This is a genomic window from Williamsia sp. Y721, from assembly GCF_059683565.1.
The window spans coordinates 170,483-195,454 of record NZ_JCASNH010000003.1; the positions used below are offsets into that span (position 1 = coordinate 170,483).

22 protein-coding genes are annotated in these 24,972 nt (G+C 63.9%); 13 read left to right on the forward strand and 9 right to left on the reverse strand.

Features of this window, described 5'->3' with window-relative positions:
* Nucleotides 1-3: 3 nt before the first annotated feature.
* The 4 genes from AC56PL_RS15440 to recD all read left to right on the forward strand — a co-directional run bounded on the left by AC56PL_RS15440 (nt 4) and on the right by recD (nt 8,949).
* Nucleotides 4-441 carry an acyl-CoA thioesterase gene (locus AC56PL_RS15440; protein ID WP_497154396.1) on the forward strand — a complete coding sequence of 146 codons (438 nt, stop codon included), beginning with the start codon at nt 4-6 and terminating at the stop codon, nt 439-441.
* Between the two features lie 73 nt (nt 442-514).
* Complete coding sequence (gene recC, locus AC56PL_RS15445; RefSeq protein WP_497154397.1) at nt 515-3,805, forward strand: exodeoxyribonuclease V subunit gamma; 3,291 nt, start codon at nt 515-517, stop codon at nt 3,803-3,805.
* Nucleotides 3,806-3,808: 3 nt separating this feature from the next.
* Nucleotides 3,809-7,111: a UvrD-helicase domain-containing protein gene (locus AC56PL_RS15450; RefSeq protein WP_497154398.1), complete on the forward strand. Its 3,303-nt coding sequence runs from the start codon at nt 3,809-3,811 to the stop codon at nt 7,109-7,111.
* Nucleotides 7,108-8,949: an exodeoxyribonuclease V subunit alpha gene (gene recD / locus AC56PL_RS15455; protein WP_497154399.1), complete on the forward strand. Its 1,842-nt coding sequence runs from the start codon at nt 7,108-7,110 to the stop codon at nt 8,947-8,949. Before AC56PL_RS15450 ends, recD begins: the two co-directional genes overlap by 4 nt.
* On the opposite strand, the gene AC56PL_RS15460 is transcribed toward recD, so the two are convergent.
* A complete protein-coding gene (locus AC56PL_RS15460; protein WP_495516241.1) occupies nt 8,929-9,723 on the reverse strand; it encodes a PIG-L family deacetylase in 795 nt (264 codons plus the stop codon). The two genes, recD and AC56PL_RS15460, sit on opposite strands and share 21 nt — an antisense overlap.
* Nucleotides 9,724-9,843: 120 nt before the next feature.
* Between AC56PL_RS15460 and AC56PL_RS15465 the strand changes: the two genes are divergently transcribed.
* From AC56PL_RS15465 to AC56PL_RS15485, 5 genes are all read left to right on the forward strand, one after another.
* The gene (locus AC56PL_RS15465; RefSeq protein ID WP_495516242.1) at nt 9,844-10,101 is read left to right on the forward strand and encodes a LapA family protein; all 258 of its coding nucleotides are present in this window, start codon (nt 9,844-9,846) and stop codon (nt 10,099-10,101) included.
* A 77-nt stretch (nt 10,102-10,178) separates the two neighbouring features.
* Nucleotides 10,179-11,849, forward strand: coding sequence for an alpha/beta hydrolase (locus AC56PL_RS15470; protein ID WP_497154400.1), 1,671 nt, complete (start codon nt 10,179-10,181; stop codon nt 11,847-11,849).
* Between the two features lie 48 nt (nt 11,850-11,897).
* Complete coding sequence (locus AC56PL_RS15475) at nt 11,898-12,491, forward strand: molybdopterin-dependent oxidoreductase (protein WP_495516244.1); 594 nt, start codon at nt 11,898-11,900, stop codon at nt 12,489-12,491.
* Complete coding sequence (locus AC56PL_RS15480) at nt 12,488-13,204, forward strand: ferredoxin reductase (RefSeq protein ID WP_497154401.1); 717 nt, start codon at nt 12,488-12,490, stop codon at nt 13,202-13,204. The genes AC56PL_RS15475 and AC56PL_RS15480 overlap by 4 nt, the downstream gene beginning before the upstream one ends.
* A complete protein-coding gene (locus tag AC56PL_RS15485; protein WP_497154402.1) occupies nt 13,201-14,274 on the forward strand; it encodes a threonine aldolase family protein in 1,074 nt (357 codons plus the stop codon). Before AC56PL_RS15480 ends, AC56PL_RS15485 begins: the two co-directional genes overlap by 4 nt.
* Here AC56PL_RS15485 and AC56PL_RS15490 read toward each other — a convergent pair.
* From AC56PL_RS15490 to AC56PL_RS15505, 4 genes are read right to left on the reverse strand one after another with little or no spacing between them, the layout of a single operon-like run.
* Nucleotides 14,249-15,619, reverse strand: a complete 1,371-nt coding sequence (locus AC56PL_RS15490; RefSeq protein WP_497154403.1) for a TIGR01777 family oxidoreductase — start codon at nt 15,617-15,619, stop codon at nt 14,249-14,251. The two genes, AC56PL_RS15485 and AC56PL_RS15490, sit on opposite strands and share 26 nt — an antisense overlap.
* A gap of 31 nt (nt 15,620-15,650) precedes the next feature.
* Nucleotides 15,651-16,244, reverse strand: a complete 594-nt coding sequence (locus tag AC56PL_RS15495) for a TIGR03086 family metal-binding protein (protein WP_495516248.1) — start codon at nt 16,242-16,244, stop codon at nt 15,651-15,653.
* Nucleotides 16,241-16,996, reverse strand: coding sequence for a methyltransferase domain-containing protein (locus tag AC56PL_RS15500; protein WP_495516249.1), 756 nt, complete (start codon nt 16,994-16,996; stop codon nt 16,241-16,243). Before AC56PL_RS15500 ends, AC56PL_RS15495 begins: the two co-directional genes overlap by 4 nt.
* A gap of 41 nt (nt 16,997-17,037) precedes the next feature.
* A complete protein-coding gene (locus AC56PL_RS15505) occupies nt 17,038-17,565 on the reverse strand; it encodes a VOC family protein (RefSeq protein WP_497154404.1) in 528 nt (175 codons plus the stop codon).
* Nucleotides 17,566-17,591: 26 nt separating this feature from the next.
* Here AC56PL_RS15505 and AC56PL_RS15510 point away from each other — a divergent pair, with 26 nt between their 5' ends.
* A complete protein-coding gene (locus AC56PL_RS15510; protein ID WP_497154405.1) occupies nt 17,592-18,431 on the forward strand; it encodes a helix-turn-helix domain-containing protein in 840 nt (279 codons plus the stop codon).
* Between the two features lie 9 nt (nt 18,432-18,440).
* Here the strand turns inward: AC56PL_RS15510 and AC56PL_RS15515 are convergent, their stop codons facing one another.
* Nucleotides 18,441-18,821, reverse strand: a complete 381-nt coding sequence (locus AC56PL_RS15515) for a hypothetical protein (RefSeq protein ID WP_497154406.1) — start codon at nt 18,819-18,821, stop codon at nt 18,441-18,443.
* Between the two features lie 159 nt (nt 18,822-18,980).
* Here AC56PL_RS15515 and AC56PL_RS15520 point away from each other — a divergent pair, with 159 nt between their 5' ends.
* Complete coding sequence (locus tag AC56PL_RS15520) at nt 18,981-20,642, forward strand: FAD-binding dehydrogenase (protein WP_497154407.1); 1,662 nt, start codon at nt 18,981-18,983, stop codon at nt 20,640-20,642.
* A 3-nt stretch (nt 20,643-20,645) separates the two neighbouring features.
* Here the strand turns inward: AC56PL_RS15520 and AC56PL_RS15525 are convergent, their stop codons facing one another.
* From AC56PL_RS15525 to AC56PL_RS15535, 3 genes are all read right to left on the reverse strand, one after another.
* Nucleotides 20,646-21,428 (reverse strand): HNH endonuclease signature motif containing protein, encoded by a 783-nt coding sequence (locus AC56PL_RS15525; RefSeq protein ID WP_497154408.1) that lies wholly within the window; start codon nt 21,426-21,428, stop codon nt 20,646-20,648.
* Nucleotides 21,410-21,916 (reverse strand): hypothetical protein, encoded by a 507-nt coding sequence (locus AC56PL_RS15530; RefSeq protein WP_497154409.1) that lies wholly within the window; start codon nt 21,914-21,916, stop codon nt 21,410-21,412. The genes AC56PL_RS15525 and AC56PL_RS15530 overlap by 19 nt, the downstream gene beginning before the upstream one ends.
* A gap of 168 nt (nt 21,917-22,084) precedes the next feature.
* Nucleotides 22,085-23,266 (reverse strand): hypothetical protein, encoded by a 1,182-nt coding sequence (locus AC56PL_RS15535; protein ID WP_497154410.1) that lies wholly within the window; start codon nt 23,264-23,266, stop codon nt 22,085-22,087.
* Between the two features lie 187 nt (nt 23,267-23,453).
* On the opposite strand from AC56PL_RS15535, the gene AC56PL_RS15540 reads away from it, so the two are divergent.
* Nucleotides 23,454-23,912: a cupin domain-containing protein gene (locus AC56PL_RS15540; protein WP_495516258.1), complete on the forward strand. Its 459-nt coding sequence runs from the start codon at nt 23,454-23,456 to the stop codon at nt 23,910-23,912.
* 199 nt (nt 23,913-24,111) lie between these two features.
* Nucleotides 24,112-24,933: an SDR family oxidoreductase gene (locus tag AC56PL_RS15545; RefSeq protein ID WP_497154411.1), complete on the forward strand. Its 822-nt coding sequence runs from the start codon at nt 24,112-24,114 to the stop codon at nt 24,931-24,933.
* Nucleotides 24,934-24,972: the final 39 nt, after the last annotated feature.

Here is a 24,972-nt window from a genome sequence, read left to right on the forward strand (position 1 = left end):
TCGGTGAGTGACACGACAGGCGCCACCGAGGTTTCACTGCAGCTGCGGTGGGGCGATATGGACGTCAACAACCATGTGAACAACGTGCAGTTCGCCCGGCTCTTCGAAGAAGCCCGCGTGCGCGCGGTGTCGGGCTGGATCCGCGACGGCTACGGTGCGGTCGCGATCCACGTCGCCCGGCAGGAAATCGAATTCGTCAGGCCTTTGCTCTACACCCTTGAGCCCGTCACCGCGCAGGTCTGGGTGAGTCGGCTCGGAGGCTCGTCTTTCGACTTCGGCAGTTCACTGACCGACGCAGCGGGAAACGTTGTCGCCCTCTGTGAAACCACCGTCGTGGCAGTGCATTCCGAAACCGGCAAGGTTCTGCAGATCTCGGACGAGATGCGGGTGTTTCTGAAATCGAAGTCCGCTGATCCCGTTCCACTGCGCCGTCGGTCCTGATCACGGTCTCGTGGTCGCCTCGGGTGTCGGGCATTCGTGATACACCGGGGATGACAACCGGAAGGGGCCCTGCGTGCTGAGACTGCACCGCGCCGAGCGCACCAGCACGTTGGTGACCGCGCTCGCCGACATCTTGACGACCGTGCCGTCGGATCCGTTTGCTCGAGAACTGGTTGCGGTACCTGCGCAAGGTGTCGAACGGTGGCTGACGCAGCAGTTGTCGACCCGACTGGGTGCGACCGGCGGCGGGGCCGACGGTATCGCGGCCAACATACTCTTTCCCCATCCGGCCGCGCTGGTCGATGACGTCATGGCGCAGGCCAGTGGTGTCGAATCCGGTCAGTTCGACGACGACCCGTGGTCCACCGGGCGGATGCTGTGGACGTTGCTGTCGGTCATCGACGACGCCGTCGACGATCCGGCCTGCGCGATCCTTGCCCGGCACCTGGGCCACTCGTCCGACGGGAAGGTCGGTTCGAAGTCGCCGGGTTTCCGGATCGGGCGGCGATACGGAACCGCGGAGCACCTGACCGCCCTGTTCCGGGGATATGGAACCCATCGCCCGCAGATGATCAACGACTGGCACAACGGACACGACACCGATGGTGCCGGCGAGCCACTCGATCCCGATCAGCGGTGGCAGGCCCATCTGTGGCGACTGCTGCGTCAGCGCATCGATTCGCCCAGTCCTCCCGAACGGCTCGAACAGGTCTGTGCGAGCTTGCTCGATCGATCCGATGTGGTGGATCTGCCCGAGCGGATCTCCCTGTTCGGCGTCACCCGTCTCAGCGCCGAGCAGTTGCAGGTCCTGGCTGCCCTCGGTGCGCATCGCGACATCAATCTCTTTCTGCCGCATGCCAGTCCGGCGATGTGGAAGAAGCTGCAGTCGAAGAACGCGCCCATCCGTCGCAGCGAGGTTGTTGTGCGCGACATCGAACATCCATTGCTGGCGTCGTTGTCCCGCGAGGTTCGCGAACTCCAGATCAACCTCTCCGCCGTTGCCGCAGATGATGTCCACCACACCGACGTACATGCCCGCGGCGGAACGCATCTCGAGCGTCTGCAGGATGCGTTTCGCGCCGATCAGGTCGCGGAACCCAGTGGGCAGGCAGATGGCAGTGTTCAGGTCCATTCCTGTCACGGTGCCGCGCGTCAGGTCGAGGTGCTACGCGAACTCGTGTTGCGGTTGTTCCAGGACGATCCGACACTCGATCCGCGCGACGTGATCGTCATGTGCCCCGACGTCGAAACCCACGCGCCGCTGATCCGGGCCGCATTCGGCCAGGTGAGTCATGCGCATCCCGGTCACGAACTGCGCGTACGCCTGGCAGACCGGGCACTGCGCCAGACCAACCCGCTCCTGGATGTGATGACCGACCTGCTGTTGCTGGCCGGGGGTCGGGTCAAGGCGAGTGAAGTACTCGACCTGTTGGACACGCCGCCGGTGCGGAGCCGATTCGGTTTCGGTGACGATGATCTCGAACGTCTGCGGCAATGGACCGCCGAATCCGGAGCCCGCTGGGGGATCAACGACAACCAACGAAAACCATTCGGGCTGGGAGGGTTCAGACAGAACACCTTCGACGCCGGACTCGACCGGATCCTGTTGGGTGTGGCCGCCGACGAGACGGAACTGGGCTGGCTCGACACCGCACTGCCGCTTGATGACGTGGACAGTGCCGACGTCGAGTTGGCAGGCAGATTCGCCGAGTTCATCAGCCGGCTCGACACTGCGCTGACCAGTTTGCGTGGTCCGCGTCCGGCAACACAGTGGGCAGAGAATCTGGCGACCGCACTGGATCTGCTCACCGCGGTACGCCCTGCCGACGCGTGGCAGCGGAGTCAGGCGCTTCGGGAACTGTCGTCGGCCACCGAACACGGCGGCGATACAACAGTGCGGCTCGCCGACATCCGGGCCATGCTGTCGCATCGGCTGGCCGGGCGTCCGACCAGGGCCAACTTCCGGACCGGTGAACTGACGGTGTGCACGATGGTCCCGATGCGGGCCGTGCCGCACCGGGTCGTCATCCTGCTGGGGCTCGATGACGAGAGCTACCCGCGTGTCGGCGGTATCAACGGCGACGACATCCTGGCGCGCAATCCCTGTGTCGGAGAACGGGATATCCGTAGTGAGGATCGTCAGCTGCTCCTCGATGCGACCATGTCGGCGATCGACAAGCTCATCATCTTGTATACGGGCACCGACCCCGTGACCGGTTTGCGCAGGCCGCCTGCGGTCCCGGTGGGCGAACTACTCGACACCGCAGATGCGATGCTGGCCGACGGCTCGACAGTGTCGACGTCACATCCGTTGCACGGTTTCGACCCGGCGAACTTTGCTGCCGAGAAGCCCCTCAGCTTCGATCGCACGGCGCTTGCCGGGGCCGTGGCCACCCAATCGGTTCAGGTCTGCGAACCCGGATTTCTGCCGAAGCCACTGCCGCAGACCTCCGGTGATGTGGAGTTGTCCGACCTGATCGCCTTTGTCGAGCACCCGATGCGAGCATTCTGCCGCCAACGGCTGGGTATGTACCTGCCCGGCGACGACGAAGAGCTCAACGATGTGCTCAGTGCCGACATCGACGGTCTGGGCAAATGGGCGATCGGCGATCGGATGCTGCAGGCCCGGCTTGGTGGAGCAGACGCCGAGGCGCTGCGCGGTGCCGAACTACGCCGCGGAACCCTGCCGCCGTTTCTCTTGGGCGCGAAGGTATTCGGAGAGATCTCCGGTCTGGTCGAGTCCCTCGTGACTGTGGCGGCACCCCTCTATGAGACCCGTCCCGACGTGATCGACGTGACCATCGATCTGGGCGACAACCGGCGGCTGACCGGCACCGTCCCGTCGGTTCATCGCGGGACGCTGGTCCGGACCATCTACTCCCGGCTGGCGGCAAAACACCGCCTGGCCGCGTGGGTCGGCTTGTTGGCGCTGGCTGCGTCCGGCTCCGACGTCAGCAGCTCCGTTGTCGTCGGCCGCGGATCGTATGGCCGCGTCCGGCGATCGACACTGGCAGCGCCGCCGAATCCGATTGCTGTGCTGCGTCAGATCGTCGACCTGCGCGATCGAGGTCTGCAGTCGCCACTTCCGTTGCCGACGGCCGCTGCCGCCGAGTACGCAGACCGTCGCCATCGTGGCGACGACACCGCTCTGGCCATGGACGCAGCCGACAAGAACTTCATGAACAAGTTCGGCGGCGACGCACAGGACGTCTACGTCCGGTACCTGCATGAGGGAGATTTCTCGGCCGTGATCGCCGAACCGGCGGTCGCAGAGGAAAAGGACTGGGATGAGCAGGGATCTCGTTTCGCGGCAGGCGCGATGCGGTTGTGGACGCCCTTGCTGGGTTCGGAACAGGTGCGCTGAGACATGATCCAAAGTCCCATCGCGCCGGTCACGTTCGACATCACCGGACCGTTGCCTTCCGGCACCACCGTGCTCGAAGCCAGTGCCGGTACCGGAAAGACCTATGCCATCGTTGGTTTGGCTGCTCGGTATGTCGCAGACGGTGTTCCGCTGTCCGACCTTCTGCTGGTCACATTCAGCCGCTTCGCCACCGCCGAACTCCGTGAACGCACACGACTGCGGCTGACCTCGCTCGCTGCTGCCCTGACCGATCCTGCGGCCGCGAGGGATTCGGACGACCCGCTGGCTGCGATGCTCTCCGCGGGATCGCCGGGCGAGGTCGAGATACGGCGCAGACGCCTGGCAGATGCGGTGTCCGACTTCGACGCGGCCACCATCGCCACCACTCACACTTTCTGCAGCCGCATGCTCGACGGACTCGGCGTGGCCGGGGATTTCGAGAATGACATCACCCTTGTCGAAGATGTCAGTGACCTGATCACCGAGGTCACCGACGATCTGTACCTGCATCGCTTCAGTGGAAACGGCGCAGCGCCGTTCAGTCTGGTCGAGGCCCACTCCTTCTGCAGGCAGGCGGTCTTCCAGCGGCAGGCGAAGCTGTCTCCCATCACCGACCCCGACACCGACGAGTATCAGCGGATCGACTTCGCGAAGACGGTGATAGCTGAGGTGGAGCGCCGCAAGCGGCAGACGAACATTCGCGACTACGACGACCTGCAGATCCTGCTGCGCGATGCGCTCGAAGACCCCGAGCACGGCGAGCAGGCATGTCGTCGGGTGCGGAGCCGATTCCAGGTGGTTCTGGTCGACGAGTTCCAGGACACCGACCCGGTGCAGTGGGCGATCTTCCGGTTGGCCTTTCACGGGCACACCACCCTGGTGCTGGTGGGTGATCCGAAACAGTCGATCTACGCGTTCCGCGGGGCCGAGGTGTTCAGTTACCTCGAAGCCGTTCGGGCCGCCGACAACCATCAGGCACTGCCCACCAACTGGCGCAGTGATGCCGATCTGGTCGAGGCGCTCGACCGTGTCTATGGCGGTGCGGCACTGGGTAGCCCCGAGATCGTGGTGCATGAGGTCGGGGCCACACATACCGAGTCGCGATTGCCGGGCCAGATCCCATTGCGACTGCGATACCTGAACCGCCGGGGCCACGGACCGATGGGCAAGAGCGGATTCCCCGCGCTCGACCGGCTGCGACGTTCGGTGGCCGATGATGTCGCCGCGGACCTGACCCGACTGCTGAATTCCCGGACGCCGTTGTGTGGCGCCGGTGGCGAACGTCCGGTGGCACCCGGCGACATCGCCGTTCTCGTCCGAAATCATCGGCACCTCACGATGATCCAGGCGGCGCTGGACAGTAGGGGAGTGCCGTCGGTGCTGGCGGGCGGTACCAGTGTTTACAGCACGCAGGGTGCGCTCGACTGGTTGTGGCTGCTGCAGGCGATGGAACAACCCAGCCGAAGCGCGCGTATCCGATTGGCTGCACTCACGCCATTGCTCGGATGGACCGCCGCAGAACTGGATTCCGGTGCCGACGGGCTGACCGCTGACATCAGCGCGTTGATCCGTGAACTGGTCGCCGTCTATCACGAGTCGGGTTTTGCGGCCGTATACGAACATCTCTCAGGGGTTCGCGACGTGCCCGGCCGGGTGCTGTCCGTGGTCGGTGGGGAGCGTCGGCTCACGGATCTGACCCACGTGGCCCAGCTCTGCAATCGTGCCGTGGTTGAGGAGGGTTTGGGTCTGACCGCATTGGTGCGCAGACTCGGACAGTTGATCAACGACCCGACGTCCGGCAATCAGGCTGACCAGAGCCGGCGCCTCGACAGCGACGCCGCGGCCGTGCAGCTGCTCACCGTGCACCGGAGCAAGGGGCTCGAGTTCCCGATCGTCTATGTGCCGTATGGCTGGGACGGGGCGCAACATCCTTCACCGGACACGTTCCTGCTTCACGATGAGGCGGGCAAGCGACTGCTCGACATCGGTGGCAAGGATGCACCCGGCTACCGCGATCGCCGGGAGGCCTCCGCGACCGAGGACAACGGTGAAGAGCTGCGACTGCTGTACGTTGCGTTGACCCGCGCGGCATCGGCGGTCGTGGTGTGGTGGGCGCCGGGGACCTCGGCACGGTCGTCGCCACTGCACCGATTGCTCTTCAGCCGCGACCGGTCGAATCCCGATCCGCGACCGGTGGTGCCGGACGACGCGAAGGTAGGCCAATTCCTGACGGCCTGGGGCGAGACCGCCGGCGACCGGGTGCGGGTGGAACCGGCCGACTACGGGACAGAGGGCGACCTACCGTGGGTGCCGCAACGGGCCGAAACAGGCGAACTCGCGGTGGCGCGATTCACCCGCCACATCGACCACACCTGGCGGCGCACGTCGTATTCGGCCCTGGTCGCCGGTACGCATCATGAACCGGCGGTGGCCAGTGAACCGGAGTCGGAGGTCAAGACCGACGAGCAGGTCACCGAGCCACTGGACGTCCCGGTCACCGACGGGGCAGGCGACCTGCCGCATCCGTCGTTGATGAACACCCTGCCTTTTGGTGCGGCATTCGGAACCCTGGTCCACGAGGTGCTCGAGGTCATCGACACCGACGCCACCGACCTGGCGGCCGAGGTGGCAACGCGCTGCCGGGACGCGGTGGCGATGTGGATGGCGCAGGCCGATCCCGAGGTGCTCTCGACCGCACTGCTTGCGGTCCTGCGGACACCGCTCGGGTTGCAGCCGGAGACAACCCTGGGGCAGCTGGCGACCAGGGATCGGTTGGCCGAACTCGACTTCGAGTTTCCGCTCGGTGGCGACGAATCGACCACGCTGCGCGCGATCAGCGATCTGATGGACACCCATCTGGCGGCCGACGACCTGCTCGTCGGTTATCCGCAGCACCTGCGCGGCGTGCAGGCGCCCCCGCTGCGCGGATTCCTTGTCGGCAGTATCGACGCCGTCCTGCGACTGCCGGGTAACCGGTTCGTCATCGTCGATTACAAGACCAACCGGACCGCACGTGGGGATCTCAGTGCGCTCGACTACACGCCGGAGCGGATGGCCCGCGAGATGATCAACTCGCACTATCCGTTGCAGGCGCTGCTCTATTCGGTTGCCCTGCACCGATATCTGCGGTGGCGGCTACCGGGGTACGACCCCGAGGTCAATCTCGCCGGCGCCCAGTACCACTTCGTCCGGGGCATGATCGGTCCCGACACCCCAGCCGGATGTGGTGTCTTCCAATGGCATCCGCCGGCATCGCTGATCGTCGCGGTCTCAGATCTGATCGCCGGAAGGACAGTGCAGCTGTGACGGTGCAGTACGAAGCGCGGATTGCGGTCAATGCCCATCCCACACTGGTGCCGTTCAACGCCGCCGGTGTGCTCAGTACTGCCGATGTGCATGTGGCGCAACGGCTGGCGGGTCTGAGCAAGGCGGATATCGATCCGAATGTTCTGCTCGCGACCGCACTTGCGGTCCGGGCCGTGCGATTGGGTTCGGTCTGTGTCGAGATCAACCGGCTGTCCGAGGTCGCCATCGACGAGGACGAATTCGGCGTCGACCCCGATTCGCTGCCGTGGCCGGATGCGGCAGCGGTCGTCGCTGCACTCGAGGTCAGTCCGCTGGTGACCGGATCGGCGTCCGGTCCGCTACGTCCACTGCACCTGGCCCGGACGCCGGAGGGCCCGTTGCTGTACTTGCGGCGGTACTTCCTGCAGGAGCAGCGGATTCGTGAACTCCTCGACGATCGAACACACAGCCACCCGGAGATGAATGCCGATCGGCTGCTCACCGGTCTGCGGAGGCACTTTCCCGATGAGGGACCTGATCGGCAACGGATCGCTGCCGCGTTGGCCAGTGCCGGTTGGACCACCGTGATCGCCGGTGGGCCGGGCACCGGCAAAACCCACACGGTCGCACGAGTATTGGCGTTGATGTTCGACGAATACGGTCCCTCCTTGCGGGTGGCGCTGGCAGCGCCGACCGGCCGGGCAGCAGCCCAGCTGGAAGAATCGGTGCGGTCGCAGGCCGATGAACTGGGCTTGCCAACCGACCTCACCGCGACCACCCTGCACCGTCTGCTGGGTTGGAAACCGGGGAGCCGCAGTCGATTTGCGCATGATTCGGGCAATCGGCTGCCGCATGAACTGGTGGTCGTCGATGAGACGTCGATGGTCTCACTGACCATGATGGCCAGACTGCTCGACGCGTTGCGGCCCCAGGCGCGGCTGGTCTTGGTCGGTGATCCCGATCAGCTCGCCTCGGTCGACGCCGGTGCCGTGCTGGCCGATCTGGTCTATCGGCCGGTCACCGAGCAGATCAACCCGATCCTCAAGACACTGATCGAACCGGATCTGGTGGACGACCGCAGCGATCCCGATGCCCTTGACGCCGACGAGAGGTCGCGGTTGGCGGGAGGGGTCATCAGGCTGACCAAGGTGCGCCGGTTCGGCGAGCAGATCAAAGGTCTGGCCGCTGCGGTTCGTGACGGCGACGCCGATTCGGTGATCGATCTGCTCGCGGCCGGGCACAGCCAGTTCGAGTTGGTCGATCCCGGTGACCTGGGGTCGGTGCGTGATGACATCGTCACCACCGCCGATCAGATGCGACGTGCAGGTGCACGGGGTGACGCGCAGACCGCCCTTGCGGGCCTACACACCCACCGCCTTCTGTGTGCGCACCGCGAAGGCACATCGGGCGTCGAACACTGGTCTCGGCAGGCGATGGAGTGGATCGGGACGACCGCGGGTGCGCAGGACTGGTACCCCGGCCAGCCGTTGTTGGTCACGGCCAACGACTACGACACCGGCATCTTCAACGGAGATACCGGCGTGGTGGTGAGCAGCGGTGGACGGTTGATGGTCGCGTTCCGGCGCGGATCGGCGGTGAAGATGCTGCATCCTTCGCAGTTGGTGGCGGCGGTCCCGGTGTATGCGATGACAATTCACCGCAGCCAGGGATCTCAGTACGAGTCGGTGTCGGTGGTGATACCGCCGGATCGCTCCGCATTGCTGACGCGGGAGCTGCTGTACACGGCGATCACCCGGGCCAGCGGCCACGTGCGGCTCATCGGTACAGAAGAGTCCATCCGCGCCGGTGTCGAACGAAAAGTGCTGCGGGCCAGCGGTCTACGGACGTCCGTCGGCTGAATCGGCCGGCCCGGAGAAATCCAGGGCGTCCAGGGGATCGGCAGCCAACGGTATCCGCAGGAACCACTCATTGCGGATCACCTGGCGGCGGGTCTTCTCGGGCAGCTCGGCCAGCATCGTCATTGCGCCACCGCGGTCCATTTCGGAGCGGTGAGCTTGGAGCGCCTTCCATTTGATGTCGAGCCACTCCGACACATCGATGGTGGTGTCCACGGTGTTGTCGGGTATCCCCGGCAACGGTCCGGCCGGTCCGCCCGTTTTGCGAACCTCCGGCCACAGCACTTGGGCGGCCGAGTGGGGCATCGTCGCGAGATAGAGCAGCCGGGTCCGCCACGGTGCACCCGCTTCCGGATACAACTGACCGAACGCGGCCGCGCCGATGGCGGCAACAGTCGCCCGATGCGCCAGGACGTGATCGGGGTGCCCATAGACACCGAGTGGGTCATACGTCGCGATGGTGTCCGGCCGGAATCGCCGGATGTGGGCGACGATCTTTTCGACCACCTCGTCGAAGGGTGCATCACAGAACGCCGGTTGGTCTGGTGCTGACTCGGGAAACGGCCGGTCTGCGTACCCGAGCAGTAGGGGAGGTCCGGCCTTCAAGAGCTTTAGCGAGGCCTCGAGTTCGCGGCCACGGAATGTTCCTTCTGCCCACGTACACGTGATCACGGCGGTGCGTCCACCACGCTGCGCGCAATGTGCCAGCACTCCACCGGTCCACATCGCCTCGTCGTCGGGGTGCGCGTGGATACAGAGCAAACTGGGATGGGGCACTCCGCCACCCTAACGCGGTGCCCGGCGAAACAATCTTCGATGGCGCAAGCAGCGAAATTGGCACAACTTCGTCTATCCGGAGCGTGCCGAATTGTCCGGTCGACGGACTATTGTCACGTTATGTCCAAAAGTGCAGGCACGTCGTCTTCCAACATCTTCTCCAAGGTCTCGCCGGCCGGCTGGGCTGCCCTGATTCTTGCAATTATCGCGGTTATCTTTGTGCTTCAGAATCGTGATTCGACATCCATCACGCTTTTCTGGATCGATGTCACCTCACCGCTCTGGTTCACCCTGCTGATGATCTTTGTCGTCGGCTGGGTGGTCGGCATCCTGATGATGCGTGGCCGTAGCAAGAAGAAGGAAGTAGTAACCAAGTAACCGGTTCTGCTTGTGTGCAGATGCCCCTGCTAGCTTCTGAGGATTCACCATTCGGGTGAGTTGAATACGGAGGCACAGTGACACTGCGCTGGTCGAAAGTTGTGCCAGGACGATATGTTTTCGGCGGGCTGGTCGTTGCCTTGGTTGCGATCTGGTTCTCGTTGACTCCTTCGCTGCTTCCCCGGAGCGCGCTGTTCCAAGGTGTCATCAGCGGTGCGTCCGGCGCTTTCGGTTACGGACTCGGCGTGCTTGTTTCGATGTTGATCCGCTACCTCGGTATGCGCGAAGTCCCTGAGAAGTACAAACGAATCGGTTGGTTTGCCCTCGCGGCCATCGCGCTGATCGGTACGATTCTGATGCTCGTCTCATTTGGTCTTTGGCAGCACGACCTTCGGGATCTGATGGACGTCGAGTCGTTTTCGGCGAAAGGCTATCCGCTGCTGGTCGTACTCGCAGCGGTGGCGTTCGTGCTGTTTGTTGCCATCGGGCGTGCATTTGTGCGGTTGACGCGATGGGTGTCGGCGAAGGTCAGTCGTGTTGTGCCGCCACGGATCGCGGGATTCGTCGCTGCGGCTCTGGTAGTCGTGATCACTGTCGGTGTGCTCAATGGTGTGGTCACACGCGTGGTGATGTCGAGTCTCAACGACAGCTTTGCGGCGATCAACAACGAAACCGACCCCGACACCGAACCTCCGTTGTCGACGTATCGTTCGGGTGGACCCGACTCGCTGGTGACGTGGGATTCGCTCGGACGCCAGGGCCGGATCTTCGTCTCGAACGGCCCGTCTGTCGAAGATCTGTCGGCGTTCAACAATGCACAGGCGACGGAACCGATCCGCGCCTACTCCGGACTGGCCTCAGCTGACGGGTATCGGCCCGAAGCCGAACTCGCTGCCGACGAACTCGTGCGTGCCGGTGGCCTGGAGCGTGGCGTGATCGCGGTCGGAACCACCACGGGCACCGGGTGGATCAACGAAAGTACCGTCAGCGCACTGGAATACCTGTACAACGGCAACACCGCGGTGGTGTCGATGCAGTATTCGTACCTGCCGAGTCCGATCTCGTTCCTCGTCGACCAGGAACGGGCTCGCCAGGCCGGACGTGCGTTGTTCGAGGCGGTGTATGCGAAGTGGAACGCGCTTCCCGAGGATTCACGTCCGAAGCTGGTGGTCTTCGGCGAGAGCCTCGGTTCGTTCGGTGGTGAAAGTGCGTTCAGCGGAGTCGAGGACATCGCCGCTCGCACCGACGGTGCACTGTTCATCGGCCCCACCTACACCAACGAGATCTGGGAACAGACGACCGACGACCGGGAACCCGGTTCACCGCAATGGTTGCCGGTGTACGGAGATGGGGAGACGGCGCGGTTCGTTGCCCGGGCCTCTGATCTCGAGTCTCCGGGGGCGTCGTGGCCGGGGCCGCGGATCGTGTACCTGCAGCATCCGTCGGACCCGATCACCTGGTGGTCGCCGAGCCTGGCGCTTCGTAAGCCGGACTGGCTCCGCGAGTCGCGTGGGTACGACGTACTCGACAGTGTTCGCTGGATTCCGTTGGTGACCTTTTTGCAGGTGTCGGCCGACATGGCCGACTCCAACAGCGTGCCGGACGGCCATGGACACACCTTCCACGCCGATATCGCGAACTCGTGGGCAGCCATCCTCGATCCAGAAGGTTGGACCGCCGACGACACGCAGCGCCTGCGTCAGGTCCTCACCGACCAACGCGAAAACTCGGCCCAGCACGAGGACTGAGTCGATGATGGGCTGCGGCAGGCGGCCCGGCAGCGCACACTGGCAGGCATGGCCATCATCAACAAGGGTTTCGGGACCCGTCGCCGACAAAAGGACGAACGACTCCCACCGGGGCAGTATCTGACGAGTGACTTCCCGGTTCTGTCGGCCGGTCCGACACCGCTGATCGACCCGGTGGAATGGAATTTCGAGGTCAGCCTGCTCGACGGGCAACGCAAGAGCTGGTCGTGGGACGAGTTCATGTCGCTTCCGCAGCAAGACATCACGGTTGACATCCACTGTGTGACGGCATGGTCGAAGCTGGCGACGATGTGGCGGGGTGTGTCGCTCGACGTCCTCCTCGGCGATGAGGTCGATCCCGACGGATACCTGATGGCCCACTGCCATGGCGGATATACCACCAACGTCCCGTTGGAGGATGTGCTCGACGGGCAGGCGTGGATTGCGCACACCTTTGAGGGGGAGCCGCTCGAAGCCGAACACGGTGGGCCGGCGCGACTGCTGATCCCACACCTGTACTTCTGGAAGTCCGCGAAGTGGATCAGTGGGCTCACCGAGATGGCGCAGGACGTTCCGGGTTTCTGGGAGAGCAATGGCTATCACAACCATGGGGACCCGTGGAAAGAGGAACGGTATTGGTGAACGGCTGGCGGCCGGCGATGCTTGTCGCGGCGTCGATGGAGACGCCGACCGCCCGGACCCTCCGACTACAGGTGCCCGGCCGTGGTCGGGTGTTACCGGGCCAGCACATCGACATCCGTTTGACCGCGGAGGACGGCTACCAGGCAGTGCGGTCGTACTCGGTGGCGGGGGTGTTCGGTGATGATTTCCTCGAGACGACGGTGCAAGAACTCGTCGACGGCGAGGTGTCGCCCTACCTCATCGGAGATCTCGAAGTCGGTGATCAGGTGGAGATTCGCGGACCAATCGGTCGCTGGTTCGTCTGGCGCCCCGCGGATCCGGCACCGGTGCAATTGATCGCCGGTGGTTCGGGTGTGGTGCCGCTGATGTCGATGATCCGGGAGCGCGAAAAGGCAGGCACGACGGTGCCGTTTCGTCTCCTGTACTCGGTGCGCAGCCCGGAAAACGATTACTACCGGGCCGAACTCGACCAGCTGAGCTCGACTGGACGTCTGCAGGTCGACTATGTGTACACCCGTCGTGCGCCTGCGGATGCCCACCGGCGACCGGGACGACTGACATCGGATGAACTGGCATCGTTGGTGATCCCGGTGGATCAACAGCCGGAGTTCCGGGTGTGCGGACCGACAGCGTTCGTCGAACAATGTGCCCGGTGGTTGCTGGACCTGGAATACCCCGCGAACACGATCAGGACGGAAAGGTTTGGTGGATGACATCCATGTCGGAACCGGCGGATCAGCTACACGATCCGCAGTGGCGGGCGTTCGCGTCGGACAACTACGCCGGAATGCTGCCCGAGGTGCTCGCCGCACTGGCGGCGGCCAACGGCGGACATCAGCCCTCGTACGGTGATGACGCCTATACCGAGCAGCTCAGACGTGTGGTCCGCCGCGAGTTCGGTGCGCGGGCGGACGTGTTCCCGGTGTTCAACGGAACCGCCGCCAACGTGGTGAGCCTGACGGCGATGCTGCCCCGATGGGGTGCGGCGATCGTGTCGGAGTCCGCGCACGTCCACAACGACGAGGGTGGTGCGCCGGAACGGGTCAGTGGCATCAAACTCCTCACGGTGCCGACGAGTGACGGGAAGCTGACACCGGAATCCATTGCGACGCAGGCATATGGGTTCGGTGATGTGCATCGGGCGCAGCCCCTGGCGGTCAGTCTGACCCAGTCGACCGAACTCGGAACCCTGTATTCGCGCGATGAGATCGCGGCCATCTGCGAGTACGCCCACGGGCAGCGGATGATGGTCCACGTCGACGGTGCCAGAGTGTGGAATGCTGCTGCTGCGCTGGGTCTTTCGCTCGGCGAGTTCACCGCTGCCGCGGGTGTTGATGTGGTGAGCCTCGGTGGGACCAAGGTGGGTGCATTGGGGGCGGAGGCCGTGGTTGTCATCAACCCCGACTCGGTAACCGGCACCGACTACATCCGCAAGCTCAGCATGCAGTTGGCGAGCAAGATGCGTTTCGTCTCGGCGCAGTTGCTGGCGCTGTTCGACGACGGCACGGCGTTGCGGGCCGGGGCACACGCCAATGCCATGGCCACCCGGCTTCGCGGTCTGCTCGACGGGACGCCCGGCCTCACGATCACCCAGCCCACCGAGGTGAACGCGGTGTTTGCCACGCTCGATCCGGTGGTGGCGGAGCGGGTGCGTTCGGTGTGGAAGTTCTACACCTGGAACGAGGCCACCGCCGAGGTTCGGTGGATGTGTTCGTTCGACACCACACCCGAGGACGTCGACGGGTTCGCCGCGGCGATCAAGTCCGAACTCGCGACTCGGTGACGGGCCGGTCGGGGTCGCCACCGAGTTGGTGACGTAACACCTCGTCGATCTCGGTCATCCGGAACCGGTGGCCCACCGCCGTGAGACGTGCGGCGCTCACGCGCTGATTGGCCAGCGCCAGTTCTTTGGCACCCTCTGATCCGAGGATGACCTGTGGGCCCAGGCTCGGGACCGGGATGATCGCAGGCCGGTGTACCGCTCCGGCCAGCGCGGAGGTGTATTCGGAGTTGCGGACCGGGTTCGGCGCAACCGCATTGACCGGACCGGAGAGTCGTTCGTCGACGATCGCGCGATAGTAGATGTCGATGAGATCGTCGATGCCGATCCAGGACAGCCACTGGTTTCCATCGCCGAGCCGCCCGCCGAGTCCGAGGGTGAACAGCGGTCGCATCAACTTCAGGGTTCCGCCCTCCGCTGCCTGGACGATTCCGGTCCGGACGTTCACCACCCGCGCTCCAGCGGCGGCTGCCGGTGACGTGGCATCTTCCCAGTCGGATACGACGTCGGCGAGGAAACCGTCTCCGCGCGAGGACTTTTCGTCGAGTACCGAATCTCCGCGGTCGTAGCCGTAGAACCCGATGGCCGACGCGCAAACAAAAGTCGGGGCGGGGTCGGTGATGCCGGCAACACGTGCAAGTGCTGCTGTCGGCTCAATCCTGCTGTCCCGGATCGCGGATTTGTGTCCGTCGTTGAATCGCCCGGCTATCGACGCGCCGGCCAGATGCACCACGGCATCGACACCCGCCAAGAGATCGTCGGCGGGATCGGTGGGGTTCCAGCGTCGTTCGTCGGGGCCCTCGGGGGCGCGTCTGACCAGGGAGATGACGCGGTGACCGCCGGTGGTCAGCAGTGCTCGAAGAGCGGTTCCGACAAGTCCCGACGCGCCGGTCATGGCGATCGTCAAGGGTTTACCGGCCAACGGCATCGCCCAGGCGTGGGCGGCCAGATCGTCGGCCAATTGCCGGTGCCGGTAACGAAACATCGGACGCAGCAGTGCCGTCGGGACAGCGGTGTCCACGGTGTCGGTCACCTTGGTGGTCTGCGGATCGATCTCCGAGAAACCGTGGTGGTGGGTCCATGTCATCACCAACCGCAGCGGCCACGAATCGAGTTGATCGACAAACTGATTCGGTGGGTGGTAGCGCGTCGGCTGATGTCGGGCCACCCACTTCAGGCCGCATCCGAACGACAGCACGGCGGTGCCGTCCTCCAGCGAGTCGGCTTCCTTCACCAGTGATGGCGGTGCCCAGGGTGGTGACAGGCGCGCGAAAGCTCCTGGCCTGCCGTGCCAGGCGAACACTTCGTCGATGGGTGTGGAGACCGTGCTCGTGTACGTAATGCCCATATTGTCCAGGCTACGCAGGGATTCGATCCGGCTACGGCGCTTTCCAGTGCGGATCCCTGCCCAGCAGTCCGAGCAGCCTGTCGTGAAGGGGAGCGGTGTCCGGTACGTCCACGATCGGTCCGAACACGACGATGCCGGGGCCGAAAGCCTCCGGTACACGCATTATGTCGGGCATGTCCTGGACGCCCTGCCACGCCGCTTCGACCTCGGCAGGATCAATTCGGTGTTCGAGTCCGAGCGCACGTGCCAGATCCCATCCATGGACCACCAAGTCGGCGCTTGCGACTCCATCGACGTGGTCGGCGAACGTGGAAGGCCCCATGGGCGTCTCCACCGTGGACTCGGCGACTGCGGTATCGGCAAGGGCCCGTTCGATGTCAGCGCGGGCGTGGTTGAACGCACCGAGCGGATCGGCGTCCACGGTCGGTGCCGGTGACAGTGTCTGCTCCAGGGGAGCGAACATCGCGGACTGCATGTCCACGATGTGTTGCAGCACGTCGGCCGCGGTCCACTCGGCGCACGGGGATGGCGAAGACCAGCGGTCCGGCGGCGCTGCGGCGATCACCGCGGCAAAGGTTGTGGCGCGGCGGGCATATCTGTCGGCAATGGTTTCGGGACCGCTCATCGGCTGACCTCCCTGGGAAGTAGGACGTACCCGGTGTAACCGTAGTGGGTGCCGTGGTCCCTTCGGACGTTTATCTCCTGACCGACCAGGTCGAGATCGGCAGACGCGTCGGGTAACTCCTGCCTGAGCTCGTCTATCCGCAAGCCCAAGGGGATGTAGTACTCATCCCAGTCGGTCTCGGGCAGGAGATAGGTGGCTGCGACCGTCCAGCCGAGTTCGATTGCCGCGGAGACATTTTGGCCGGTCGTTCGCATTTCCGGATACGCGGAGTTCCAGAATTCGGTGGCGCCGGCCGACGGTGTCCCGGTGAGCCAATCCGCCTCGGTCAGCACCAGCGCACCGCCCGGCGCCAAAAGGCGGCGCCACGACGTCAGAGCGTTGTCGAAGCCGATGATGTAGGCGGCACCTTCGGCCCACACCAGATCAAAGGAATGATCGGGGTAGTTCAGGTCTTCCATCGAGACGTTCGAGACCGTCACCTGGCTGCGTAGGCCTGCGGCCTTGGTTTTCGAGACCAGTTCGTCAAGAAATGGCTGATGGGTGTCGATGGCGGTGACATGCGCACCGAGGCCTGCCAGAACCATGGTGGCAGGCCCGGTGCCTGCGCCGATGTCCAGGATTCGGAGTGGACGATCCCCGGCCGAAGCGGTGTGGAAAGCAGCGAGGCGAAACAGGAGTTCGGTCGTCGTCTCGGAACCCGGTGCCTCGCGGGGCAAGCCCACATGCGCGGCGAAGAACAGATCTTCGATCATGAAGCGGATGCTTCCACCTTGCCCGAGCACGGGCAACGCTTTTACGCTCCTGCGCCCTGTTGGGCCGCCCATTCGGCTACCCGGGCAGCACTCTGCTCGTCGGAGATGTCCTCGACCCGTGTCATCACCGTCCACCTGATGCCGAACGGGTCGCGGAGTGATGCAAAGCGGTCACCGGAGACAAACGTCTGTGCCGACTCGCGCACGGTCGCGCCCAGTTCGATGGCCCGAGCGAGCACCGCATCGACATCCGCAACGTAGACCGACAGGGAGTAGCAGTCGGAATCACCGGACTGTCGGGGGATCAGGCCATACTGGGAATCGGGATCGCCGAGCTGCAACTTGCCGTTGTCGAAGTCGAGTACGGCATGGGCGACGATCTGCTCGCCGTCCGGTCCGGGGAACTCGGTGCTCTGGCTGAGGGTGGCAGAGAAGACGTCTTGGTAGAACGCGATGGCGTCTTTGGCAGGAGTGACGACGATGAACGGGGTCAGGGAGGTGAAGCCATGTGGCACACCGTGTTCTGTGTGTTGTCCGTGAGCTGCAGTCGTAGTTGTCATGGAATCCATGCTGACCGTGGGTGCAGGGGGCAGGCTTGAACAAACGCGACAAGATGGACCCCGTCAGCACACCGCCGAGGGGCCAACTGAATCCCGGGCGCGACGGCGTGCGACTACACCGAATACCGTTGTCGCCCGGCGACCTGTTGCGGCACGTGTGGATCGCGGTCTGGGACCTCGACATGCCGGTGCTGCAGCCGGTACTCGAACATCCGGGCGGCAATGTGGTGATCGAACCTGATCGGGCTGCACTGTATTGCGTGAGCCAGGGGACCAGCGAACAGAAGTTGCAGGGCCGCGGGTGGGCTGCCGGGGTGTTGCTGCGTCCGGCCGCGATCACCGTGATGACCGGTCGGTCGATGGCCCCCGGATCACGGTCGGGCCCGGCGTTGCCGATCGGTAGGCCCTTGCCCATCCCCGGCGACGACGACCTCACCGCTTCGGTCCGAGCGGCGATGACCGCTGAAGATCGCAGTCCAGAGGACAGATACCAGCAGGCGGCCCAGTTGTACGAGCGGTGGGCTCAACGATGGTCGGTTGATGAGGAAGGCATTCTGATCAACCGGGTGATCGACCTTGTCGAGGACGATGGCGGACCACGACGGGTGGCCGACCTTGCTGCGGCGGTCGCCGTGTCGACCCGCGCCCTGCAGCGCCTGACAGTGCATTGCACCGGGCTGAGCCCTAAATGGCTGATCCAGCGGCGTCGACTACAGGATGCGGCGATGGCCTTACGCAGAGGTGACGCGACGATCGCTGATGTGGCGGCTGAACTGGGGTACTCCGATCAGGCCCATCTGGCGCGCGAGTTCAAGGCAGTCATCGGGCGCACCCCCAGTGACTACCTGCGCGACGCGACCTCCGAGACGGCCTGATCGTTCATTTCAGGCGCGCCGCCGCAGTCCTAACAGTCCGCGCACCATGGATTCGGCGGACGACACCGGGGCCATCAGCTTTTCGGCGATATCGACGATGTTTTCGACCCGGCCGGCAATCTTCTCCATCCTCTCGACAACGCCGACCATGTTCGTCACCATCGCATCCACCCGGGACAGTGTCGCCGAGAAGTCGTCGAGGGCACCACTGAGACTCTCCAGCGTTGTGTCGAATCCGGTCATCGCCCGGTCGAAGTCGGTCAGTGCCGACCCGAGGCCTTCGATGATCGAATCCATCTGTCCCACAGTTCGATCGGCATTGAGGGCGGCCTGGGCCAGCGTGCGGAAACGTTGTCGGTCGGGATCGTCCGGAGAATCCTTGGTTGCCACCGGTCCAGTATCGCCCGCGTAGCGCCTCGATGAGACCTGGATGGACGCAAAGGGCTCGTGTTCACAACACACTGCAAGTCCTTCCCTATGCTCACAGGGGGCGTAGAGGAACTCCGAAGCGTCTTTCAGTGATGAACCATGGCAGGCAGGGGTGTACGGGTGTCCGAGCAATTTGATGTGATCGTTGTCGGCGCGGGTCTGGCGGGTCTGGTCGCTGCTCACGAGTTGGTAAAGGCCGGCAAACGAGTGGCCATCGTCGACCAGGAGAACGAACAGAACCTCGGTGGACAGGCGTTCTGGTCGCTCGGCGGTCTGTTCATGGTGAACACGCCGGAGCAACGCCGACTCGGGATCAAGGACTCTGTGGAACTTGCACGGGCAGACTGGCTGGGGTCGGCTGGGTTCGATCGAGATCGGGAAGACCATTGGCCACGTCAGTGGGCCGAGGCGTACGTCAATTTTGCTGCCGGTGAGAAGCGTTCATACCTTCACGAACTGGGCCTGAAGGTGATGCCCACGGTCGGATGGGCCGAACGCGGTTCCGGATCGGCGAGCGGACACGGAAACTCGGTACCGCGCTTCCACATCACCTGGGGTACCGGTCCCGAGGTGGTCCGGGTCTTCCGGGAGCCCGTCCTCGCCGGTGCGGCCAAGGGCCTGGTCACTTTCAAATACCGACATCAGGTCGACGCGATCATTGTCGAGGACGGACGGGCAGTAGGTGTCCGGGGGACGGTGCTGGTCCCGTCGACCCAGCCACGCGGGGTGTCGTCGAGTCGGGAACGGGAATCGGACTTCGAACTTCGAGCGCAGGCGGTTGTCGTCACCTCCGGCGGCATCGGCGGCAACTTCGAGTTGGTGAAGAAGAACTGGCCCACCGATCGATTGGGTCCGGCACCCGAGCACATGATCACCGGCGTGCCCGCCCATGTTGATGGCCGGATGCTGCAGATCACCGAAGATGCGGGCGGCAGCGTGGTCAACCGTGACCGGATGTGGCATTACACCGAAGGAATTCAGAACTGGGATCCGATCTGGCCCGATCATGCGATCCGCATCATCCCGGGGCCGTCGTCACTGTGGCTCGATGCGACCGGAAAACGCTTGCCGGTACCGAATTTCCCCGGATTCGACTCGCTGGGCACGCTTGGGACGATCACCCGTGGCGGCCACGATTTCACCTGGTTCATCCTCACCCAGGCGATCATCGAGAAGGAGTTCGCGCTCTCTGGCTCGGAGCAGAACCCTGACTTCACCGACAAAGATTTCAAACTGCTTCTGCAGCGGGTGAAAAAGGGAGCAACCGGTCCGGTCGAGGCATTCAAGGAACACGGTGCCGACTTCGTGGTTCGTGACAATCTGCGAGATCTGGTGGCGGGCATGAACGAGATCACCCCCGGACCACAGTTGGATTTCGACCAGGTGGCCGCCGAGGTGCGCGCGCGCGACAGTCAGATCGACAACAACTACACCAAAGACATGCAGATCATGGCGATCCGTAACGCGCGTAACTACCTCAGCGACAAGCTGATTCGGGTGGCCGCGCCGCACCGCCTGGAAGACCCCAAATATGGTCCGATGATCGCGGTCCGTCTGCACCTCGTGACACGCAAAACCCTGGGTGGTCTGGAGACGAACCTCGACTCGCAGGTGATCCGCCATGACGGCAGTGCCTTCGACGGTCTGTATGCCGCAGGTGAGGTCGCCGGATTCGGTGGCGGCGGGGTCCATGGCTACAACGCACTGGAGGGGACCTTCCTTGGTGGTTGCATCTTCTCCGGTCGCGCGGCCGGTCGAGCACTGGCGCGTGACCTCGGCTAGGTCCTATTCGACCTGTTCAGGGTTCTCGATACCCGGTTCAGCTTCGGTTTTGCCGTTGCTGTTGCCGCGATCGAGGGCGAGTTCTTGTCGATGTTGGGCGAGTGAGTCCAGGCGGTCGGCGAGGACTTTCTGCCAGGCCGCTGCGAGGGTTTCGTTGACGTGCTGGGCGCGGTTGACTCTCGGTTTACGTTCCGGATCCACCGACGCTGGTGGTATCCACCCGACCCGGCCTTTGTTGGGGCCTTCGGTAATCATCACCGTCTGCCACTGACCCGGACCATCGCCCACCAACTTGTGGTGCGACGGGCACGCTGACCCCATCAGGTCGATGTCGGTCAGCCCACCGTTGATCCAGGCAATCAGATGATGGATCTCCACCCACGTCGCCGGATTGGAGCAGCCAGGGTGCGAGCAACCGCGATCCCAGGCGAACAACACGGCGAGGTACTTGTCGGAGCGGGCCGCCAGGTTCTCGGCATCTTGTTTCGGATCATCGCTTGCGCCGCTCGGCGAGTTGGGGTCGGCCGGATTGTTCATCCCGGGCGCGGCCCAGACGTCCATCACGGTCTTGAACAACGCCAAGGTTTCCGGATCTAGCGTGCCCGAGATTTTTGCCATCAAGTCCACACCCTGATCGCCGATTCCCACCGAACGTTTGCGGGCTCGATCGCTGTCGTCGGTCAACCGGCCATCGGGATCGACCCGCGCCAGCACTTGCCGGCCCGACGCAACCAACTGCGTCGGGTCCTGACCGACGGCCTCTTCGGTCATCCAATGATCGACCACGTCATACACCGCCGAATCCGACGCTGACCGATGTGTTTGCGCACATCCAACATCACATCCATATGCGCTGCCCCGATCAAACAACTCGACCAGGCCTGTTCAGCGGCAGGACATTTCGGCGCCAACTCCTGCCCCTGCATCGTAAGGAATCGCCCGACGGCTTCCAACCCGCGAATCCGGGAGGAGGTTTGCCCTTTCGTCAACCGCAACTCGCTGCGGGTGAAACCGAACAGTGACGAATACCCGGCTTCGGTAAACGATGACCGATCCGAAACCCGCAACAGGTGACGCACCCCGGTGAACTCGAGCTTACGAACTATCCGTTCATGCGCCCGCACAAGCTCATTGACCTCCGCCCCAGACATATCGGAATCAGCGCAGTCCGCGATATCGGCAACGAGCAACTCCAACTCGAGGTACTTACGCACCAACACCGGCACCGACGAAGAATCAACCCCGACTTCATCAGATGGATCGTCAGTCATCATGCCCCCCAGCAGATCTGATCGAAATCTTTCAACCAGTCTACCCCGGAGAACGTGAACGTGTCGAATGTTTGTTCGAGTAATGGTTCGGGCCCCGATGCGGCGTACTCGTTGTGGGGCAACGAGTTACGCGCGCCAGAGTCGCCGGCCCACTACTTCGAAGGTCGGTGGTCAGCCGACACGTTCGGGCGGTGTGGACTTCTCGTCGGCCTCGTTGGCCTCGTCGGCCTCGTTGGCCTCGTTGGCCTCGTTGGCCTCGTCGGCCTCGTCGGCTGCAGCGACTGCTTCGGCGTGTGCTCTCGGGCTCGCGGCGCGCGCTCGCAGATCGAGGTGGTAGGAGATGATCGCCAGCGTGAACAGTCCGACCGCCAGGCTCACGAGCGCCCCGAACCCCTCGGTGGCAAAGTCGACCAAGGCGTTGAGCATGGTGGAAATCAGTGCGGCATAACGTAGGAACTGCAATGGCCAGAGTTTGTCAGTGCGATTGCGGGCGATCATCGCTGGTACCGCAAGCGCCAATGTGGCGATGGCGCTCACCAGAGAGATGGCGCCGGCTGCATCCCTTCCATCGAGGTCGAGAACCACGTTGTCGCTCTCGTAGGAGCCGTCGACCGTCAGTCCGACGACGGTGAAGATCAATGCGACAAATGCCGAGAAGACCAGCAACCAGCACATGATGGGCAGCCACCGCGGATTGAGCAGGAATTTCGGGATCAACCGCGGTGCCCACTGCTGCAGTGCGTGGAGTCGGGCCGATGCGATGGGAGCGCTGATGAGCAGTTCGCGGATGTTCCGTGCGGTTTCGGGGTCGGCGTCGAGTTCTTCCGCTCGTTCCACCATCCGTAGAGCGAGTTCGCGGCGGTGGGCCTGGAGCCCGCGGGCCACACCGTCGGCGGCGATGGCGGCCGCGGACGCGAGGTTCTCGTTCGCGCTCAGTGGCCTTATCTCCCTCATGATCCGACCGATGACGATCACGACAACCACCAGCACGTACATGATCTCCGCCGACGGTCCATAGAAGTAGTCGTTGTCCTTGGTGACGAACTTGCCGACCTCGTCGAGGAAGAGCCCGAACCCGATACCGCCGAACAACACGGTGGCCATCCGTGACCCGTTGCCGAGAAACCACCAATTCACCAGCAGCGCAAGCATCATCAATGCGCCGCCGTACAGGGCGTGAGCGATGTGAAGGCTTCCGCCACCGACCTGCGGGTAGTCGGTCAACCAGAGATATGCCCTGGTAACCAGGATGGTGGCGATCGCAATGATCATGAATGCCTCGGCTGAGGAGGTTCCCAGGGCGTTGCGGGTGAACAACCCGATCTTTGGCACCCGGCGGACGGTCGATGTCACGGCACTCCTCGGCTCGTCGAAATATGTAGGCGGACAATGATCGATCGAATTGTAAGCGCGCGGCCGTGCGGTATGTCCCCATCCAAAGGGATGCAAGGAAAGCAGCGGGAGATGAAGGGAAGCAAGGGTGGTGTCTGTTTTCTTTCGAAGCCGGGTGAGCTGCGGCAATCCCGCATACTCTGTGCTGATGATGAAACTAATCCGGTCGGTAACTGCGGTGGCGGCCTTGTCCTGCGCCGCACTGATGGTGCCGACCACCGCGAATGCAACACCCGGTGAGGGCATTTCCGCGGTGACGCTTGCCGATATCGAGATCCCCGCCGATCTCTTGCCCTTCATTCCCGATGGTTTGCATGCCGTGGCCAAGCAGATCACCATTGCCCCTGGTGGAACGACCGGCTGGCATTACCACGACGGTCCAGTCGTGGGAATCGTGCAGGCAGGCACACTCACTCACCCCGGGCCGGACTGTAAACCGGTGATCTACAAGACCGGACAACTCATCAACGAGCCCGCAGGCGACGACAATGTCCATCAAGGACAAAACCTCGGCAAAGTGCCGGTGATTCTTGATGTCGTCTATCTCGAACCCCTGGGCGCTCCGCTTTTCGAAGACGCGACTGCGCCACCCTGCGCCGCCAAATAGCACCCCAATCCACGGACGGCCGATAAAACCGCCGAACGTGCCGAAATAGCAATCGAGCGGGCGGAAATAACAATCACGCGGTCACGGACCTTCAATGGTTCGAGGGTTTGAGTGTATTTTCGACCCGGCCGGCGGCAATTGCGGCACCTTCGGCAGCGTTTTGGGCCCGTTCGACGGTGGGGCCTCTAGCATCGGTTGGGTGAAGATCGCAGGAAAAGTTGCCGTTGTCACCGGAGGTGGCGCCGGAATCGGTGCGGCCCTGGCTCGGGCGTTGGCCGCCGCGGATGTGAGTGTGTTGGTCGCAGACCTCAACGCTCCGGCCGCCGACGCTGTGGCGGCACAGATCGCCGCGACACATCCGGGCCGCGCGATCGCGATGGGCGGTGACGTCTCCGACCCTGAGGTCCTGGAGGCGATGATCGGCCGAGCCGCGGCGGAGCTGGGGCCTGTCGAGATCTTTTTCGCCAACGCCGGAACCACCGCGGGGTTGGGTCTGGACACCTCCGACGCACTCTGGGAGGTGGCACTCGACGTCAACGTCATGGCGCACGTGAGGGCTGCCCGGATCCTGGTTCCGCGGTGGCTGGAGAGCGGCAGCGGCTATTTCGTGTCCACGGCATCGGCGGCGGGCCTGCTGACCCAGATCGGTTCGGCGCCGTACTCGGTGACCAAGCATGCGGCGGTCGGGTTTGCCGAGTGGTTGTCGGTGACCTACGGCGATCAGGGGATCGCGGTCAGCTGTCTGTGTCCGATGGGGGTGGAGACCGCTTTGCTACGCGAGGGCTTCGAGACGGACACACCAGGTGCGTCGGTGGCTGCGCGGGCGGTGACCGAATCCGGTGCAGTGCTCAGTCCGGCGGATGTGGCCGATCAGGTGCTGGCAGCGATGGCAGATGAGAGATTCTTGATTCTGCCGCATCCAGAGGTTCTGGACTTCTACCGTAACAAGGGCTCCGACTACGACCGGTGGATCGCAGGCATGCGGCGCTTTCAGCGCCACCTGGTCGCGGACGGGGACTGACGCCAATCGCCCGACGACAACGAATGTAGGTATGTGGCA

Excerpts from the sequence above, each read along its gene's own strand:
- AC56PL_RS15450 (WP_497154398.1), top strand. The coding sequence starts at position 3,809 with ATGATCCAAAGTCCCATCGCGCCGGTCACGTTCGACATCACCGGACCG.
- AC56PL_RS15465 (WP_495516242.1), top strand. The coding sequence starts at position 9,844 with ATGTCCAAAAGTGCAGGCACGTCGTCTTCCAACATCTTCTCCAAGGTC.
- AC56PL_RS15475 (WP_495516244.1), top strand. The coding sequence starts at position 11,898 with ATGGCCATCATCAACAAGGGTTTCGGGACCCGTCGCCGACAAAAGGAC.
- AC56PL_RS15485 (WP_497154402.1), top strand. The coding sequence starts at position 13,201 with ATGACATCCATGTCGGAACCGGCGGATCAGCTACACGATCCGCAGTGG.
- AC56PL_RS15490 (WP_497154403.1), bottom strand. The coding sequence starts at position 15,619 with ATGGGCATTACGTACACGAGCACGGTCTCCACACCCATCGACGAAGTG.
- AC56PL_RS15495 (WP_495516248.1), bottom strand. The coding sequence starts at position 16,244 with ATGAGCGGTCCCGAAACCATTGCCGACAGATATGCCCGCCGCGCCACA.
- AC56PL_RS15500 (WP_495516249.1), bottom strand. The coding sequence starts at position 16,996 with ATGATCGAAGATCTGTTCTTCGCCGCGCATGTGGGCTTGCCCCGCGAG.
- AC56PL_RS15505 (WP_497154404.1), bottom strand. The coding sequence starts at position 17,565 with ATGGATTCCATGACAACTACGACTGCAGCTCACGGACAACACACAGAA.
- AC56PL_RS15530 (WP_497154409.1), bottom strand. The coding sequence starts at position 21,916 with ATGATGACTGACGATCCATCTGATGAAGTCGGGGTTGATTCTTCGTCG.
- AC56PL_RS15540 (WP_495516258.1), top strand. The coding sequence starts at position 23,454 with ATGATGAAACTAATCCGGTCGGTAACTGCGGTGGCGGCCTTGTCCTGC.